The following is an 18,832-nucleotide window of genomic DNA, read 5'->3' on the forward strand; positions in this document are numbered from 1 at the left end:
TGTGTAGCATAGTAGAACGCACGGGATGCGCGGGGTGCATCGATTACGTAGAATCGGGTGTGGTGATGTGGGATTGGTGGGGTACGTGAAATACGTAATTATGGATGTGTGGGGTGAGTAGGGTGAGTAGGGTGAGTAGAGTGACTGGTGGATTAGTGGTGAGTGAGTGAGTGGTTGGTCGATAACTAGCTAATGACATTTGGGAAGATGGCAACCTACTAGCTAAATTACTTATATGGAAAAGCTCCCGCTAATATTGAGCAAAAGGCCGTTTTCACCCTATTTAGATGGAAAAGCTCCGTCTAATTTTCAGGAAAACCAGAATTTTCTCGATAAAGCGCCCAATTAACTGGAGGATTTCCATATAATCAGTCCGCAGCGGTAATTTTTAGCAAAATAGCTGGAGCATTTCCTGCTAATTTAGATTTGCGAGTATGAGAGTGGATGTGCAACTATGAATGTAAATAAAACGGAGTGTAGTAGTGAGTCAGAGCAGAGTGAATGAGTGAGATGGGAAGTGTGAGGAAATAAGAACTAGCACAACGCAAAAGCGGGCACCCGCCCCACTCTGGACGAATCCCCGCTTACCTTGAAGCCTGACTTGTGGTTCCAAAGAGCACTTTACTCTCCGGGCAGCAACACGACTGTTCTTACCACTGCGGCACCTTAGCTATACCAAGCACAGGCCCCTTCTCTGACAGACATCAACTTCCAGTACACCTGCGCCCTGCATAGCCCACGCCACAATCCAGCTCCAACTAGTTACTAACTAGCAACTAAAGCAATTACAGTCCGGTAGCATCCGCCTTCTGAATGACGTCCAGCAGCTCTTGATGTACATGGCCGTTACTGGCGACCAAGTGGCGCACTCCCAGGTTGTATGGAGCCCCGGCTGTATCGGTTACGCGGCCACCTGACTCGGCGACGATCAGCGCACCCGCTGCCACGTCCCAAGCGTTCAGGCCAACCTCGTAGTAACCGCTGAGCCGACCAGCGGCTACATAAGCCAGATGCAACGCAGCCGAACCCGCAGCACGCAAGCTACGTACCTCTCCAGATAGCGCATTAAGCCCACGTAAATTGGTTGGCAGTGCAAAATTCCGATCCGGATTGAAGCCTACAGCCACCACACTCTCCGCCAGCACTCCATCGCCCGATACTTTGGCCCGTTGTCCATGCAGATAAGCGCCTTTGCCCTTCTCTGCTACGAACAATTCATCACGCATCGGATCATAGATAACACCTATAATGACTTCGCCTTTATAGGCCAACGCGATCGAGACACAGAAGAACGGAAATCCATGGACGAAATTGGTGGTCCCATCTACCGGGTCAACAATCCATAAATAATCCGATGTACCTGCCTGGCTCAGTGCTGCAGCCGAAGCGGCTGCTCCCGGAGCTACTCCTTCCTCGCCAAGAATGTCGTGATCCGGAAAATGCGTCAAAATCAACTTGCGGATCATCGCCTCAGCGCCCTTATCGACATCAGTGACCAAATCATGGGGGGATTGCTTCGTATTCAGCTCATGAATTCCGCCCAGCCGGCTCTTGATCCATTCCCCCGCCTTCGAGGCACTATTGATCGCGACGGCTGTGGGGCTCTTGCTGCCTACTACATATGGAACTTTCGGATTCGATTCCAATCGATTCACTCTACTTTCCTCGTAAACTGTTAATCTATCCCTTAAACCTTTTGAACAACCCCTTAAAAACTATACGCCGACGCTACTGCAAAGTTGCGAGCCTTCGTCCCGTTCAGACCGCATTCGGGCACTGACCCGCTACAATAGTCACGACGAACAAAAAGTTCGTGTCCGAAAGCGGGACACCCCCGCCGGAAACGAACTTCTTCTTCATGTTAAACCATTATCCTCATTTACGCACCGACGATATTGTAGCCGCCATCTACGAAAATCACTTCACCCGTAATGCCACGGGACAGCGGGCTTAGCAAGAACATGGCGGTGTCGCCTACTTCTGCCGTTTCTGTCGTTCTGCGTAGTGGAGCCTTCTCCTCTACTTGCTTAAGAATCGAGTTAAAATCACTGATTCCCTTCGCTGCAAGCGTACGGATCGGTCCGGCTGAAACCGCATTGACGCGGATATTTTTGGGACCCAGGTCATTAGCCAGATAACGGACGGAAGCCTCCAAGGCAGCCTTCGCCACGCCCATCATGTTGTAGTTGCGCATAACGCGCTCTGAACCCATGTAGGTCATGGTCATAATGCTTCCGCCTTCGGTCATCAGCGGTGACAACCGCTGCGACACCGCCACCAGCGAATAGACGCTGATATCGTTAGCCAGGCCGAAGCCCTCACGAGATGTATCTACGAAATCCCCGGCCAAATCCTCAGCCTTGGCAAAGGCGATGCTGTGGACCAAACCATGCAATACGCCAAACTCCGTACGCAGCGAATCGGCCAATTGATCAATTTCGCTATCTACCGTTACGTTACAAGGCAGAACCAGTGAATTCGGCAATGTTTCGGCCAGCTTGCGCACCCGTCCTTCCACGCGTTCACTCTCATATGTAAATGCAAGGCGTGCCCCCTGAGCAGACAAGCTCTGAGCAATAGCCCAAGCGATACTGCGGTCATTGGCTACACCCATGACGACAATATTTTTTCCAGCTAACAAATCCCCCATGATAATCCTCCTTTATGGTGTAACACATATACATTATAATTGTTCCATTTTGTCCAACTTACCTTATTTCCCTGCAATTTTCAAGGGTGAACACGCACGCTGGCTCCATCCAGAATATCTACACCGTCCCCGCCGAACTTCTGTAAGTCCTCCATTAACATGAACAAAGCGCTGTCCTTCAGCTTGGCTTCCAGCATCACATCAACTTGAGCGGTGTGAGGCGCAATGCCACGCAAGAACTCCAGTAAAGGCCCCACGAGAACATAATCAGCGTGTGCCCTTGGGTCACCGGCACTCTTGGGACTGGAGGCGTGAATCTTTGGAGCGAGCGGTTGATCCGATGGTGAGTCAGCTTGTGCATAGGGCAAAGTCCAGGTTGCCTGAATACGCGGCCAAAGCTCCAGCAAATTCTCGCCAACGTTATTCACAGCCTGATGATGGATATCCAGTACCATTGGAATGCCAAGGGCCTCGCAAAGCTCCAGCGTCTCCGGAACATTGAAGGTCTTGTCATCGTTCTCGAACGTCAAGCGCTGCTTCATATGCTCCGGCAGGGCCGACACGTTCTCACGAAAGCGTGCCCCTGCGGAAGGCTTGTCCCCATAAGCTCCGCCAACATGAATATTGTTCTTGGCCTGACCGTTCAGTCCCATGGCATCCAGCATAGCCACGTGATGGTTCAGGTCTCGCAGCGAAGAACGAAGCACCTCAGGCCGGGGCGTGCTCAATACCGTAAAATGATCCGGGTGAAAAGAAACCCGCAGCCTGTGCTTCCTCACGTATTCGCCCACAAGGGCAAATGGCTCCAAGAGCGCTTTATAAGGGTTCCAATCAGCTAACGCCTCATGCGTCGCCAGCGGGATTAGCTTCGAAGAGAAGCGAAATACACGAATATCATTACCTACGTTATGCCGTAACAAACGCAGGGTGTTATGTAGATTGTGTTCCGCAATCCATTCAAGTCTGCGCACCGCTGCCTCACGGTCAGCAAGTCCGCTAAATGTCTTGAACGTCATCGTCTTGGATGGCGATGCTTCCCCAATTACGGTCGACATAGCTACATAACCAAATCTTACGATCATGCTCTGGCAGGATCTCCAAAGAACATTTCGTAGGCCAGAGCCGTCTGCACCGCAGACTCCTCCTCCGTCAATTGACGAATAAGCTCTAGCTCAACCGCTGTAACTTCCTCTCCATTGAAGTTGATTTCAGCGACACATGCCGTGATTTTTACGATAGCAACTGCCTTATTGTCAGGAGTGTACGCGATAACCTTTTGTCCCGTTGGAAAAACACGCAGTCCCTCCTTAAGCATCTTGCCACGCCCATATTCCAGTAATTCGTAAAGCTCTTGCTCCTTCTTGAACTTACACACCGAGTTGAATTCCGTTTGAAAACCCATTCGTCGTACCTTCCTTTCCAAGCGGTCTGGTCCGGCGGTTATTCCGCCTAGTTCACGCCGCTTTCGAATTCGAGATTTTGCCGAGTGGCATGACGTTCCAGAGCCAGCTCAATTAGACGATCCAATAATACTTCATAGGCTACCCCGGTTTCTCTCCATAATAAAGGATACATACTAAATGGAGTGAAGCCCGGCATGGTGTTCACTTCGTTAATCCACACCGTCTGATCAGACTTCAAAACGAAGAAGTCAGCCCGGCACAGGCCGCTGCACGCAACCGCCTTGAACGCTTTGACTGCCAATTCGCCAATCCGGTCGGCAAGCTCTGTGTCCATTTGCGCAGGAATCAGCATTTGAGATTTACCGTCCAGATATTTGGCCTGATAATCGTAGTATTCACCAGAAGACACAATTTCTCCCGGCACGGAAGCCATCGGCTCATCATTCCCGAGCACGCCAACCTCAACCTCGCGGGCATCGACAAATTCCTCAACGATGACCTTGATGTCATAACGGAAAGCAAGTGCCACCGAAGCTACCAGCTCATCGCGGGTTCTGGCCTTGGAGATACCAACGCTGGACCCCAAATTAGCCGGCTTGACGAAGCAAGGGTAGCCCAGATTCTCCTCGATCTCCTGAATCAGTGCATGACTGGAGCGTTCCCATTCCGTAGCGGTGAAATAATTGTATTTGCATTGGGCCAAGCCCGCATCGGCAAACAGCTTCTTCATAATTACTTTATCCATCCCTGCCGCGGATGCCAACACACCAGCTCCAACGTAAGGCAGATCGGCCATTTCAAATAATCCCTGAATCGTGCCATCCTCACCATTCGTACCGTGTAGCAACGGGAAAGCCACATCAATCTTGGATTCACCCGTGGCCAGTTTGGAGAATAACAAGCTCATAGCCGCCGTAGTATCCCCCGCATCATCCGCCAGCTTAAGTTGAGCAAGCTCAGTGAAAGGGCCTGCCAGTTTGCTGCCTACTTTCCATTTCCCCAACTTGTCGATATAGAAAGGTAGCAAGTCGTATTTCGCATAATCAAAGGCTTGTGACACAGCCAGTGCCGTCTGCAGCGATACTTCATGCTCTCCCGATTTACCTCCATAGATAAGTCCTACGGTCAATTTGTCCTGTCCCATGAGTAACCTCTTTTCATTTATTGTACAGTTGCTCTCTTATGCTGAAAGTACAGTTTCAGGATTTTAATCGAAATAAGAGTTCAAAAAGTCAGGTTTTCAGCACCAAAGTGTATGCTTCCGATGTGCGTTTTTTCAAAACGCTTGAGTTGGATAAAGCTAGGGACGTAATAAGCGGAGAAAACGACTTCGAAGCATGGGTACGTGAGCATCTGAAATGTTTCTGAAGGAAACATACTACGGAAGCCTACGCTAGGCCCGGCTGAATTCAAGACTCGACGCCGAGTTCACTTCTGCGATCCGCTTCGTGATCAAAAGATGACTTTTTGAACAACCTCTAAAGACGGTCAGCGATATGAAAGAAACGGTACACCGTCTGGTCCGTCCAGGCATAGGAATCCTGATAGTCCCAATAGCGATGTTTGCTTGGCGTCGTGTGAGCGTTCACCAGCGGCATACCGCCAGCATCGAATGCCGTTACGATCGTACTGTGCTGATACGCACCATTGCCGTCCCAGTCATATACAATGACGTCTCCGAGTTGCAACTGCTCCGGACGATCCAGCGCTTGCGCGTGAAGTCCGGTCTGACTCTGTGCCAGGTAGCGCTCCAGCGCATTGGAGACGGACCAGCTATAGCTCCAGGCTTCCCGTCCGCCGATGTAACCTTTGTACCACCAGCCCGATTCTCTTTTTCCAGTATAGTTTATTGGGGCACCGCCTGCAAAGAGGCATTGGGAGATATAATTGGTGCAATCCACCTCGAAGGCGGCAAATTCCGGGTTGAATCCATCCCACCACCGATCGGCATACAGAACGGCCTCCTCACGGCGGTATGGCGTGCTTCGGGAAGCCGCCCCCCTATCCCCTAAAACGTTGCGATTCAGGAATGGCCGGGGCAAGACCTCACCTCGTCCGGAATGAGTGGGATCATCAATAGTTGGCAACACCAAATCCGGGTGCCGTTCAGGAACCCGCTGCTCGACCCGCGAGATTGTCCAGCCCAGGCCATCCTGCTGCAAGGTCAGACGCTGCCGGTCGATTCGTTCCTCCTGATGACGGGCGCCGCCCTTCTCGTAGTGTATTTTCCGCATCAGTTGCAGATCCACCTCGATCTCTCCTGCGCGCTTCTCGATCTCACGAATCAGTTTGGCCCGGGTCTCACAGCGTAACGGCACCGCCCTGCGGCCATGATACCAAGCTTGTAGCTTCCGCTTCCGCTCTCCGCGGTGCAGCAAATGATCGACATCGGTCACGACGCTCCCTCCACCGGATGCGCGATAATCCACCTCATCCTGATTCTGCTCATTCACGTACACCGACAACGTCTTTTTCCAATCGTCCGCCACACCTTCGCCCCCTATAACCGAATGACTTTCATCTATATGTATATGTGTCTTCATAGGCAAGTATGTTCGCTTCTACGCCGGTCTGAAAGCCTCTACATCCTTATGGAATGGGCATAAACCAGCTTTTTCTAGGGCAAAAAGTTCTTTACTCGCAGCGTCAGGAAAGGTATACTTGAGATAGATCATTTATGAAATATGGTTTCACCTAATGAAACAAGGAGGTTCATCCATGTCAGTTCGTGATTTTTTCTCCGCAGCCCGTATGCTGGAAGTCGGCGGTAAGAGCTACCGTTACTTCGATCTACGGGCCCTCGAACAACAAGGGCTTGGTAATATCGCCAAGCTGCCATTCTCGATTAAGGTATTGCTAGAAGCTGCTGTTCGCCAATATGACGGCAGAGCCATCACCCAAGAACATGTGAAGCAAATCGCCGGTTGGAGCGAGGGCCGCGATGATAACAAAGAGATTCCATTTATCCCCGCTCGTATTGTGTTGCAAGACTTTACTGGCGTTCCGGTCGTTGTTGACCTTGCCGCCATGCGCGACACCGTGAAGAAAGCTGGCGGTGATCCCAAGCAGATTAATCCGCTGGTGCCTGTCGATCTCGTCATCGACCACTCGGTTATGGTGGATGCCTTCGGCTCCGAGGACGCGCTTGAGTACAACATGAACGTGGAATTTGAACGTAATGAGGAACGTTACCGGTTCCTGCGCTGGGCGCAGACTGCCTTCGATAATTTCCGTGCCGTACCTCCAGCTACCGGGATCGTTCACCAGGTGAATTTGGAATATCTGGCTTCGGTTGCTGCTACCAAAACGGTAGACGGAGAAACCGTAGTATTCCCGGATTCCCTTGTAGGAACCGACTCGCATACCACAATGATTAACGGCCTGGGTGTCGTTGGCTGGGGCGTAGGCGGTATTGAAGCAGAAGCAGGCATGCTCGGGCAGCCGTTGTACTTTGTTGCACCGGAAGTCATCGGCTTCAAGCTAACTGGCAGCCTGGCTGAAGGCGCAACTGCAACTGACCTTGCTCTCACGGTCACGCAAATGCTCCGTAAGAAAGGCGTCGTCGGCAAGTTCGTAGAATTCTACGGCCCGGGGCTCGCCAACATCGGATTGGCGGACCGCGCTACTGTAGCCAATATGGCACCGGAATACGGGGCTACCATCGGCTACTTCCCGGTAGATAGCGAGACCCTCGCCTACCTGCGTGGCACCGGCCGCTCTGAGGAACAAATCGCCCTCGTCGAAGCCTACTATAAAGCGCAAGGCATGTTCCGGACCAGTGATACGCCAGATCCTGAATTCACCGACCTCATTGAGCTAGACCTTGGTTCGGTGGTACCGAGCCTGGCCGGGCCCAAACGTCCTCAGGACCGTATTGAATTGACGGCCATGAAGGAAAGCTTCAATGATATTATCCGCACTCCTCTCGATAAGGGGGGTTACGGGCTGAGCGATGAGAAGATTGAACAAACGGTACCGATCAAGCATCCTGACGGTTCCACCAGTAAGCTCAGCACCGGTGCCGTCGTGATTGCGGCGATTACAAGCTGCACGAATACCTCGAACCCAAGCGTTATGGTCGGGGCAGGCCTCTTGGCCAAGAAGGCTGTAGAACGCGGACTGACCAAGCCGGGTTACGTAAAGAGCAGCTTGACGCCAGGTTCCCTGGTCGTCACCGAGTATTTGCATAAGGCTGGCCTCATCGAGCCGTTGGAAGCACTTGGCTTCCACGTCGCTGGTTACGGCTGCGCCACTTGTATCGGTAACTCCGGTCCGTTGCCGGACGAGGTAAGCACGGCCATTGCGGACAATGACTTGACGGTAGCTGCCGTATTATCCGGTAACCGGAACTTTGAGGGCCGCATCCACGCGCAGGTGAAAGCTAACTATCTGGCCTCTCCTCCGCTCGTCGTTGCTTATGCCCTTGCCGGTACAGTCAATATCGATTTGCAGCATGACCCGATTGGTTATGATCGCGATAATCAACCGGTGTATCTGCAAGACATTTGGCCATCCTCCGCTGAGATTAAGGCGGCAATTGGCCTCTCAGTAAGTCCGGATATGTTCCGTGCCAAATACGAGCATGTATTTACGCAAAATGAACGTTGGAATTCCATTCCTGTGCCACAAGGTGAGTTGTACGAATGGGATGCCAAATCGACGTATATCCAAAATCCGCCGTTCTTCGAGCAACTTGGTGATGGATTGCACGATATCGCGGATATCCGCAATGCTCGCGTGCTGGCTCTGCTCGGTGATTCTGTCACGACAGACCATATCTCACCTGCGGGGAATATTTCACCAAGCAGTCCTGCCGGCAGTTACCTGACCGACCATCATGTAGAACGCAAGGACTTTAACTCCTACGGCTCACGCCGGGGGAATCATGAGGTCATGATGCGGGGTACCTTCGCTAACATCCGTATTCGTAATCAGGTGGCTCCGGGCACCGAAGGCGGAGTAACGAAGTATCTGCCAACGGACGAAGTAATGTCTATCTATGACGCCTCGATGAAATATCAGGCGGAAGGACAGGAGCTTATCGTCATTGCCGGTAAGGAATACGGTACAGGTAGCTCCCGCGACTGGGCCGCTAAGGGTACGTATTTGCTTGGTGTCAAAGCAGTCATTGCCGAGAGCTTCGAGCGCATTCACCGTAGCAACCTGGTTGGCATGGGCGTATTGCCATTGCAATTCCAGGAAGGCTCCGGCTGGAACACGCTGGCAATTGATGGTACGGAGACGTTCCATATTACCGGGCTTAGCAATGAAGTGAAGCCTGGAGAGGAACTGACCGTCACAGCTACACGCCAGGATGGCACAACGTTCACCTTCCCCGTCATTGCCCGCCTCGACAGCATGGTGGATGTGGACTACTACCATAACGGAGGCATCCTGCAAACGGTATTGCGACAAATGATTCAGGCACATGTCTAATTAGCCTTATCACATAACTATGCTGTCTCCCCTCTTTGTAAGAGGGGAGATTTTTTTATTTCATTGGCTGCTACTCACCCTTATGCATTTTGCGATATTGGGACGGAGTAATGCCGTACACCTTTTTAAAAACAGAATAGAACGTATTCAGAGAGGAAAAGCCGTAAGAGGAAATGATCGGCTCGATGGGCGAATCCGACGTCAACAGCTCACGGCAGATGCATTCGAGTCGCTTGGCAGAGATTGTATCTGTGATGGACTGGCTGGTTTCCGCCTTGTACAGGCTACGCAAATAATTGACGGACAAGCCAAGCTCATCGGCCAGCATTTTAGATGATAGATTCGGGTTGCTAAGCTGTTCGGCAATAATACGTTGTACCTCTTGGACAAAATCCGCATTTTTGGACTGACTACGAGCGGCCGCCAATTCCTCCAGGGCCTTGATCAGAAGCTGCTCCATCCAGGAGACCACACGGTCCAGCGTTTCCAACTGAATAATTTGATTCTCTACCGAGGTCAATCCAAATGAGCTAGGCAGCGGCCCTGCGGCCTGATCCTGCAACAATCTGCGTACATCCATAAACAAGGTAATCAACGACATTTTGCTCTCAAAATAAGGCAATGAGCGAAGAGCTTCCACGGCTTGATGGATAATAGCCACCGCCTGCTCCCCATCCGTCTTGTGAATCGCTTGTGCCAGTTGGCGTTCTTTATCAATAGGCAGATGATAGACTTCACCGGAGACTGGCTCTGAGGAAGGTGCCTTGACGATAACCGATTCATATCCCAAGCGGAAGCGCTCCTGGGACAGCTCATAGGTCTCCATATAAGCCTCATGAAGATCACTGAGCCGCTCGACCTCCCCTCCCCACGCTACGGTGGTCCCTAGCGATAAATATTGTTTAATCAACTGCTGTGCGTTTGTAAGCTCGGCCGTGAAATGATCTGTATTGTTGGTACTGATATTAAGAATAACGGCAACATGATCATTTCCCATATCTACCGTTTGTACAAGTTGCCCTGAGAGCTTAAGAGATTCATGAACAATATTACCCATGGCAAAGCGGAGCAAGCGACGATCCTTCTCAGAATAACGTTCTGTAAATTCCTGAAATCGATCAATCCGGAATAGACCAATCGACAAGTATTTCTCCGGCAGTTCAATGCCCCACTCGGCAAATTGCCCTTGGTTTTCCCCACGAGATAACAGGCCTCGCTCCAACAATTCACGGAGGAAGCGCTCTCTACCCAGCACCTTGCTATTCCTCCAATGGGCTGTCAGCTCCACAATTTGCTCCTGCTGAGCGGTGAACACACTGGACAGGTAATCCAGTTCGTCGGCAGACTTCTCTTGCCCAAAGCTTTCTGCCTGATGTTGCTTCATCACACTCCGAACCAAGTCCTGAATCGGGGAGTACACTCGCTTGGAAATGAGTACGGTTATCGTTAATGAAGCAAAGAATAGGCCACTGAACAGAATAAGGCTCAGATTGCGAAGCACCTCAATTTTCCTCAAAATCACATCCCTGGGTATCGTCTCGATAAAGCTCCAGTTCTGAATGCCTTTAACCGTGGTGTTAGAGAACACCATTAATTGCGTCTCCTGCTGGGCAGGCTTGAACATCTCCCATCCGCTAGTCCCGTGTATACGGCTGCGATATTGCTGAATCTGTTGTTGATCCAGTGGAACGTTGCTGAACACCAACTCATCATGATCATTCAGCACAGCTATGTTCCGATTCTGATACTGGGAATTGCTCTGAAGCAATGTCATTAACTCCAAAGTATCCACGTTCAACACAAAGGCGGAAATGGAGTTGCCCTTCTCATAAAGCCGGATAATCGTAATCACATCTTTGTATGTATCAGCCCGAAGTGGAACGGGTAGTTTTCTTGGAATCAACACGGTTTGATCCGCTTGCCTGGGATTGCGCAGTCGCTGCAAGATATCCTGATCATAGAATCCACCTGCTTCATTGAGCCCAAGCTTGGAATCGATCACCGTGTCCGTGTAGTCATTAATTAAATACACCGAGTCTATAGAGGGATTAGACATTTTTATGCTCATTAATCGGCTCCACACTTTATAGGTTTCATAGTCGCTGTACTTGTCAGAGAGCGCATACACTTTCAGATCATTATCATTGCTGGAGGAGAAGGCAAAGTCCAGCGACCACTCCAGCAGCCGGGCTGTATTCTGAGCCCCATTAATCAGCAGGGACTCTGAATGCTCCCCAATCTCTTCAACCAGGGTACGTGAGGATTGCCAGTAGAGCACTAAGAACGAAATAGCGAGTACCAACACATTGACGCTAACGAAATAAAAGATGATGCGCATATAGGTCGGATGCTTCCGAAATGAATTTAACCAAGGCCAACGAAATTTCATCTACAGGCCCCCCTGTATTTATATAAAGCGCTTCATTATTGTAGCATATCGGAATATATCCACCTGCAAATCGTTCATTTCTGGATTACCGTTGTTTTTGGGAATCGCTGATTCTTTGCATTTAGGAGGAAGAGGAGCAAGTCGGAATTGTCTGGCTGCTCACAGCTTGCTATGGTTGCCTCATCGGGAACCGCGCGGCTGCCCACAAGGCACTGAAATTCCCGGCTAAGCCTTAAAGACACAAGGGGGTATGAACAACTATGCAAGTGCAGCGAAAGGCAGGAATGACCGCCAAGCTGAAGCAGATTGCCAACAATCCATTTCTATATGTAATGGCTGCGCCGGGGCTGCTGTTCTTCTTGATATTCAGCTATCTGCCGATTTACGGCATTACGATTGCCTTCAAGGATTACAACTTCTCCAAGGGAATCACGGGGAGTGAATGGGTAGGCTTGAAAAATTTCGACTACTTCTTTACCTCCGACGACTTCTGGATTGTGCTGCGTAACACCCTGGGATTGAACCTATTGTTCATCCTGTTCACCACGGTCACGGCGGTACTCATTGCGTTAATGTTCAATGAAATCCGCAATAAATACTTCAAGCGAATTTCCCAGTCGCTGATCTTCCTCCCCTATTTCATGTCATGGATTGTAGTTGGCATGATTGTTCAGTCCCTATTCGGGGGCGAGGAGCCTATGATTAATCACTGGCTGTCAGGACTCGGTATGGAGCCGGTGAACTGGATGTTTGAAGCAAAGCTATGGCCCGCTATTCTAACAGTGATCCGAGTCTGGCAGGGTGCTGGCTACCTTTCTATCATTTTCCTTGCCGCTATTACGGGCATACCCGAGGATCTATATGAAGCTGCAAGAATAGACGGAGCCTCCAAGCTGCAAATTATGTTGCGCATTACCTTGCCACTGCTCGTCCCAACCATTATGATCATGACCTTGCTCTCGGTTGGTAAAATTTTTAACGGTGATTTTGCGATGATCTACGCGATTATCGGAGACAATTCGCTGCTGTATCCTACAACCGATGTCATTGATACCTTTGTGTTCCGTTCCATGCGGCAACTGCATGATTTCGGGATGTCCTCGGCTGTCGGCTTGTTCCAATCCGTCATGGGATTGGTGTTCGTCCTGGCTGCGAATGCTGTAACCCGCCGATTATCGAAAGAATCAGCTTTATTCTAGGAGGTAATTATGAAACAGAAGCAAAGTACGTCGGACCATGTCTTTACTGGGACCGCCTACACCTTTCTGGCCTTATTCACCTTGTTTTGCCTGTTTCCGTTTCTGCTAATGGTCATTGGCTCCTTCACCGATGAGGGCGAATTGATTGCGCACGGCTATACGCTGTTCCCCAGCAAGCTATCGCTAGCCGCCTACGAGGCTGTCCTGCAATCCGATGTACTATATAACGGATATGCCATCACTATATTTGTCACGCTGGTGGGTACGCTGAGTGCATTGTGCATTTCCGCTATGCTGGCCTATTCTCTGGCGAACAAACGCAATGTGCTGCAAACGCCGTTTTTACTATTTTGCTATTTGCCGATGCTGTTCTCGGGAGGTATTATCCCCTTCTATATTGTGGTCAGCCAATGGCTGAATTTGCAGAACACCGTATGGGTACTGATCTTGACCCTGTTATGCCAGCCCTTTCTCGTCTTCCTGCTGGTTAGCTTCTTCCGCACCATTCCAGAGGAACTGGAGGAGGCCGCACGAATTGATGGCGCCAACGAGATGAGGATATTCTTTCAGATTATGGTCCCGATCTCGAAGCCGATCCTGGCTTCCGTAGGTTTGTTCTATGCTCTGAATTACTGGAATGATTGGTTTATGGGTCTTATGTTTGTGGACAATGAGAAGCTGTTTCCTTTACAGTTGATCTTGCGCAGAATGGTATCCAATATGGAAGCGGCCAAGAATCTTATTCCTTCGGGCGCGGCAATTTCGGTTACACCACCAACCTATGGCGTACGAATGGCCACCACTGTACTGACGATCGGACCGATCATACTGCTCTACCCCATGCTGCAAAAGTATTTCGTCAAAGGTCTTACTGTAGGCGCTGTCAAAGGATAGCCACGGATTCCGGCTCTAACCGGAATCCTCCGGTTAAGCATAGATGCAGACAATCAAAATCAGGGAGGTTACAGCAATGAAGTTAAGCAAATTCGCAGGATTGGCCTTATCACTATTATTGGTCTCATCCCTACTGCTCGCAGCTTGCGGCAATGGAAATACCAATAACGGCCAGAGTAATTCAGATGGATCAGAGAACAACGCGAGGGCAGACGTGTCGAAAACAAAGGAAGCGATTACATTAAAGGCCTATTTCCCCGGTGACAAGCCGGTAGGCTTTGATGAGGTGCTGAAAGCCGTCAATGATAAGCTGAAGAACGATAATGTTGGAGCACAGTTAAATATTAACTTCCTGCCCTGGTCGGACTATGGTAATTCAGTAGCGGTCAAAATGTCGGCAGGCGAGGAATTCGATATGTATCTCGATGCCCCTTGGTTGTCCATGAACCAAATGATAGCTAGTAATTCACTGCAAGAGCTGGATGCCATGGTAGCGGAGCGCCAGGAGTTGAAGGCTTCCATCCCTGATGAGATGTGGGAATACAATAAATTTAACGGAAAAATTATGGGTATTCCGCTAGGAACCACGCAAGGTCCGGTATATGGCTTGTTAATTCGCAAGGACCTTCGCGAGAAGCATGGTCTCCCCGAAATCAAGACACTGGAGGACTTGGAGACCTTCCTGTATACGATCAAGGAGAAGGAACCCGATGTGAGACCCTTTGTCATTAACGGCATCAAGGCAGATAAGCTTCCGTTCATTCTGAGCGATTCGGCTAACTTGGCCCTGGATGAAGTGCTGGAGATCGGAGTCAATATGTTTGCTTATTCCGTTAAGGATAAGAAGATCGTTGGCCAGTGGGAGAGTCCGATGATTGCCGATGCCTTCGAACGAGTAACCAAATACTACAGCGACGGGATTCTATCCAAAAATATTGCTCAGGAGCAAAATGCAGAAACCTTGTTCAAGCAAGGCAAATATGCTGCGACTTATTATGCGGCAGATGGGGTTGAAGGCTTGAAATATAGTGAAATGCTAGCGGATGGCAGCGACAAGCTGGAGGTATTTATCCCTAACGGAGACACGGCTAAGCCTTACACCGCCTTCCAGCAATGGAACTTCCTCTGCATTCCAGCTTCCTCCAAGCATGCCGATTTGGCTATGGATGTGGCTAACTGGTTATCCATCAAGGAGAACCATGACTTAATGGAATATGGCATTCCGGGCAAGGATTGGGAAGCGGTTGGAGACTCAAGCTATAAGGTTCTCTCTAACTACTCCTTCCCGGGGTATACGCTGACTTGGCGTCCAACGCTCAACCGTACACCGGATACGATGATGGAGGACGACAAGAAGTGGTTTGATTTCTCTGCAGACCCTGCCAACTTTACGCTTAGTCCTACCGCTGGCTTCACATTTGATGCGGAGAAGGTCAAGACGGAATACGCCAAGCTTACCCCGTTCCATGATTCATTGTTCCTGCCGCTAGCCCAAGGCGTCCTGGCAGCCGATAAAGGCAAGGCGCAGTTGGAGGACAAAATTAATAGTGTTGGCGGGCAAAAGGTAATCGAAGAAATTCAGGCACAAGTCGATGCGGTTACGGCTGGAAAGTAACGGATAAATATAGGAATGGAGAGATTAAACCATGCATGTCATTCGCTGTGAGAAGAACCCGATCATCCAAGTTGCAGACGTAACTCCTTCCCGGCCGGATTTCAAGGTCCTGGGAGCCTTCAATGCGGGTGTAGCCAAATATGGTGATGAGACCATTCTTCTACTTCGTGTAGCGGAAGCCCCCATCGCCCAGCAAGAGAACGAAGTGCTGGTTCCCCTAATCGGGCAGGACGGTCGCATTGAAATTCAACGTTATAGCAAATCCGACTCCCGTTATGATTTCTCCGATTCTCGTTATGTGTCGGTGGACGGTAGAATGATTATGCTAACTTCAATTTCCCATTTGCGGGTGGCCCGAAGCAAGGACGGGATTAACTTTGAAATTGAGCCAAAGCCGGCCTTATTTCCCGAGCATGAATTAGAGGCCTGGGGTATCGAAGACCCACGGGTTACACAGATCGGCGATACTTACTATATTACGTATAGCTCGGCCTCCAGCCGGGGGGTGGGTGCCGCTCTGGCTGAAACAAAGGACTTCCGCAGCTTTAAGAAGCACGGGATGATGCTGGCCCCTGAAAATAAGGACGTCATGCTCTTCCCGGAACCCATTCAAGGTAAGTATGTTGCCTTGCATCGACCGGTCCCCAAATCCTTTGGTGAACCGGAAATGTGGATCGCCGAATCGCCAGATTTGCTGCATTGGGGAAATCACCGCTTCCTGATGGGACTCAGCGAGCAGGGTTGGGATTCCGCCCGCATGGGCGGGGGCGCTGTGCCCCTCAAGACCGAGCAGGGTTGGCTGGCCTTGTATCATGGGGCGGACAGCAAGCACCGCTACTGCATGGGGGCCGTTCTTCTTGACTTGCATGATCCTGGCCGGGTGCTGGCCCGCTCCTCTCGCCCTTTTCTGGAGCCAGAGGCCGATTATGAAGTCAACGGATTTTTTGGCAAGGTTGTCTTCTCGTGCGGTTCCTTACTGGAAGGCAATACGGTCCGCATGTATTACGGCGCAGCCGATGAAGTGATGGCCATGGCTGATATCCCTCTGCAAGACATTCTGGATACACTGGAATAAATCAAACTCCCCCTTCCTCAGCCTTAGCTGGATGACAGAAGGGGGAGTTTGCTAATAACCCTAACTTTGAAAATTTTCAGCTATCCACATATTCCATTATATTGCGCCTTAAGAAGGCATCATCACGCCCATCTCTCGTGCCGCTTCAATGAGAATCGGCCCGTATTCGGCCAAGCGTTCCCGCGTCAGCCGACTGACCGGGCCTGACACGGACAAAGCAGCAGCGAGCTTCCCCTTTCGGTCAAAGACGGGAGCAGCAACTGAACTTGCCCCCTGTTCTCGCTCCTCATAGCTGGTAGCGTAGCCTTGCTTGCGAATATCCTCCAACTGGGCCACATAGGAGTCCCGGTCAATAGACACAGGCCAATCCGGACTGTTCAGCACCGCTTGCAGCACTTCTTCACCCGAATAAGCGACCAGCACCTTACTAGAGGCGCCTACGTACAGAGGAAGCCTTACCCCGACTGGAGCTACCCGCCGAACCGCTTGATTACTCTGCACCGCTTGAATTCGTAGCCGTTCATAGCCATCCAGCAAGTATAAGCTGACCGTCTCGCCCAGCCGATCCCGCTGTCGCTCCATTAGCGGCAAGAGTAATATAGCCGGATCATCGTTATTGGCCAAATGTGCGGATAACTCCCATATTTTCAGACCCAAACGATATTTATCTGTCTGGGGATCACGAACGACAAACCCCCGATCCTCCAGGGTAGTTAATAAGCGATGTACCGTGCTTTTATGCAAGCCAATTTCACTTGCGATTTCCGTCAATCCCAAATTGCTGGATCTGGTAAAACAAATCAATATATCCAAAGCCCGCTCTACCGCACGAACCGTTAGCTTTCGATCTTCCACCCCGCATCAGCTCTCCTTATGTTTCACTATATGAAACTCGGTTACATAAATTATATGAAAGATGCTCTTTTCCGTCAATCCATCCTTGTTTTCCATTGACTTTGGGGGTCAATCGCCTTACGATTAATTTAAGATAATCGTGTTATTTCGACATTTTTTTCCTTTATTTTGTCATTTCCATACATTTTCAAGTTGCACATATACGTAATACAAGGAGGGAAGAACATGAGCCACACCGGCCAGGATGATCTTCCCTTGTCCTCTTCGGCTTACATCACCGGCGACACTTCCGCAACGGCAACACGGCGAATCAGCATTAAGCATGTCATAGTCGCATTTTTACTCTCCGTGCTGTTCTTCCTGCTGTTCTGCTTTGTTTCTCTTCATGGCTATATCGCCTGGGTGCTGTCCAACCCTACGGTAGCGCCACTGTACTCCAACCCTAAGCTATCCAAAAATCTGGAGTACGAGGATATCGTGTTCCCGGCGGCGGATGGTAGCCGAATGATGCAAGGGTGGTATATCCCTGCGGAGGATTCCGCAAAAACGATCGTGTTTAGTCACGGATATGGGGCAAATCGCGAGGAAACCTGGATACCGATGTATGATTTGGCCAACTACGCCCATAGCCAAAATTTTAATGTCGTCATGTTTGACTTCGGCTTTGCTGCCCAGAATAGCAAGGAGGTCGCAACCGGTGGCAAGAAGGAAGCCCAGCAGCTACTCGGAGCCATCCAGGTTGCCAAACAACGTGGCGCAGAAGAGATCATCATATGGGGATTCTCCATGGGGGCCGGAACTGCATTACAGGCCACGCTAAATAACGAGGATATTGACGGAATGATTCTGGACAGCACCTTCCTGCTGGAGCCGGATACCATGTACCACAATATCCGCCAGCATATCGGCTTGCCACGCCATCCGTCGCTGGAGATTATCGGTATGCTGCTGCCCGTGCTGAACGGAACCAGCATGCGGCAAATCCCTTATACTCAAGTGAAGTCTGAGGATTATCCGTTCCCTATTCTGTTTATCCATGGGACCGAGGATGAGAAGGCACCTTATCCCATTGCCGAGAAGCTCGCCGCTCATCAGAGCAACCCCGTCTCCGATGTCTGGATTGTTGAAGGCGCGCACCATGAGCTAATTTTCCGGGAGCACCCGAAGGAATATCTTCGCAAAGTCTCCCTGTTCCTTGGCAACATCAGAACGCCTTCAGGGAACTAGAAGTGACGCATCAAGCCCGGCCATAGGTCCATATTTGCATAGCATAGGTCAACCCTTCTCCAGCATAAGCTGATCAAGAGTGTACGCTA

General features: G+C 50.4%; 14 protein-coding genes. 6 read left to right on the forward strand and 8 right to left on the reverse strand.

Translation table 11 applies throughout. From position 1 onward, the window contains the following. Positions 1–785: 785 nt before the first annotated feature. From BN3279_RS05920 to BN3279_RS05945, 6 genes are all read right to left on the reverse strand, one after another. The gene (locus BN3279_RS05920) at positions 786–1,655 is read right to left on the reverse strand and encodes an inositol monophosphatase family protein (RefSeq protein ID WP_187377745.1); all 870 of its coding nucleotides are present in this window, start codon (positions 1,653–1,655) and stop codon (positions 786–788) included. 224 nt (positions 1,656–1,879) lie between these two features. After that, complete coding sequence (gene fabI / locus BN3279_RS05925) at positions 1,880–2,650, reverse strand: enoyl-ACP reductase FabI (protein WP_059049730.1); 771 nt, start codon at positions 2,648–2,650, stop codon at positions 1,880–1,882. Between the two features lie 80 nt (positions 2,651–2,730). Then, positions 2,731–3,732 (reverse strand): UV DNA damage repair endonuclease UvsE, encoded by a 1,002-nt coding sequence (gene uvsE, locus BN3279_RS05930; protein WP_059049731.1) that lies wholly within the window; start codon positions 3,730–3,732, stop codon positions 2,731–2,733. After that, positions 3,729–4,052 (reverse strand): hypothetical protein, encoded by a 324-nt coding sequence (locus tag BN3279_RS05935; protein WP_059049732.1) that lies wholly within the window; start codon positions 4,050–4,052, stop codon positions 3,729–3,731. The genes uvsE and BN3279_RS05935 overlap by 4 nt, the downstream gene beginning before the upstream one ends. Before the next feature lie 47 nt (positions 4,053–4,099). Beyond that, positions 4,100–5,197 (reverse strand): D-alanine--D-alanine ligase, encoded by a 1,098-nt coding sequence (locus BN3279_RS05940; protein WP_059049733.1) that lies wholly within the window; start codon positions 5,195–5,197, stop codon positions 4,100–4,102. A gap of 334 nt (positions 5,198–5,531) precedes the next feature. Continuing rightward, on the reverse strand, positions 5,532–6,542 hold the full coding sequence (locus BN3279_RS05945) for an amidase domain-containing protein (protein WP_059049734.1): 1,011 nt from the start codon (positions 6,540–6,542) through the stop codon (positions 5,532–5,534). A 229-nt stretch (positions 6,543–6,771) separates the two neighbouring features. Here BN3279_RS05945 and acnA point away from each other — a divergent pair, with 229 nt between their 5' ends. Beyond that, positions 6,772–9,489 carry an aconitate hydratase AcnA gene (gene acnA, locus BN3279_RS05950; protein ID WP_059049735.1) on the forward strand — a complete coding sequence of 906 codons (2,718 nt, stop codon included), beginning with the start codon at positions 6,772–6,774 and terminating at the stop codon, positions 9,487–9,489. Positions 9,490–9,559: 70 nt separating this feature from the next. Here the strand turns inward: acnA and BN3279_RS05955 are convergent, their stop codons facing one another. After that, on the reverse strand, positions 9,560–11,878 hold the full coding sequence (locus BN3279_RS05955) for an AraC family transcriptional regulator (protein ID WP_059049736.1): 2,319 nt from the start codon (positions 11,876–11,878) through the stop codon (positions 9,560–9,562). 260 nt (positions 11,879–12,138) lie between these two features. Here BN3279_RS05955 and BN3279_RS05960 point away from each other — a divergent pair, with 260 nt between their 5' ends. From BN3279_RS05960 to BN3279_RS05975, 4 genes are all read left to right on the forward strand, one after another. Next, entirely contained in the window at positions 12,139–13,077 is a 939-nt protein-coding gene (locus tag BN3279_RS05960; protein WP_059049737.1) for an ABC transporter permease, read from the forward strand. Between the two features lie 9 nt (positions 13,078–13,086). Next, on the forward strand, positions 13,087–13,971 hold the full coding sequence (locus BN3279_RS05965) for a carbohydrate ABC transporter permease (protein WP_059049738.1): 885 nt from the start codon (positions 13,087–13,089) through the stop codon (positions 13,969–13,971). Between the two features lie 76 nt (positions 13,972–14,047). Then, a complete protein-coding gene (locus tag BN3279_RS05970) occupies positions 14,048–15,586 on the forward strand; it encodes a DUF3502 domain-containing protein (protein WP_059049739.1) in 1,539 nt (512 codons plus the stop codon). 31 nt (positions 15,587–15,617) lie between these two features. Beyond that, positions 15,618–16,661 carry a glycoside hydrolase family 130 protein gene (locus tag BN3279_RS05975; protein ID WP_059049740.1) on the forward strand — a complete coding sequence of 348 codons (1,044 nt, stop codon included), beginning with the start codon at positions 15,618–15,620 and terminating at the stop codon, positions 16,659–16,661. 108 nt (positions 16,662–16,769) lie between these two features. Here the strand turns inward: BN3279_RS05975 and BN3279_RS05980 are convergent, their stop codons facing one another. Further along, positions 16,770–17,516, reverse strand: a complete 747-nt coding sequence (locus BN3279_RS05980; RefSeq protein ID WP_059049741.1) for an IclR family transcriptional regulator — start codon at positions 17,514–17,516, stop codon at positions 16,770–16,772. Positions 17,517–17,741: 225 nt separating this feature from the next. Between BN3279_RS05980 and BN3279_RS05985 the strand changes: the two genes are divergently transcribed. Next, on the forward strand, positions 17,742–18,743 hold the full coding sequence (locus BN3279_RS05985) for an alpha/beta hydrolase (RefSeq protein ID WP_089153437.1): 1,002 nt from the start codon (positions 17,742–17,744) through the stop codon (positions 18,741–18,743). The last annotated feature ends 89 nt before the right edge of the window (positions 18,744–18,832 follow it).

The organism is Paenibacillus senegalimassiliensis, assembly GCF_001486585.1.
Classification (GTDB): Bacteria; Bacillota; Bacilli; order Paenibacillales; family Paenibacillaceae; genus Fontibacillus; species Fontibacillus senegalimassiliensis.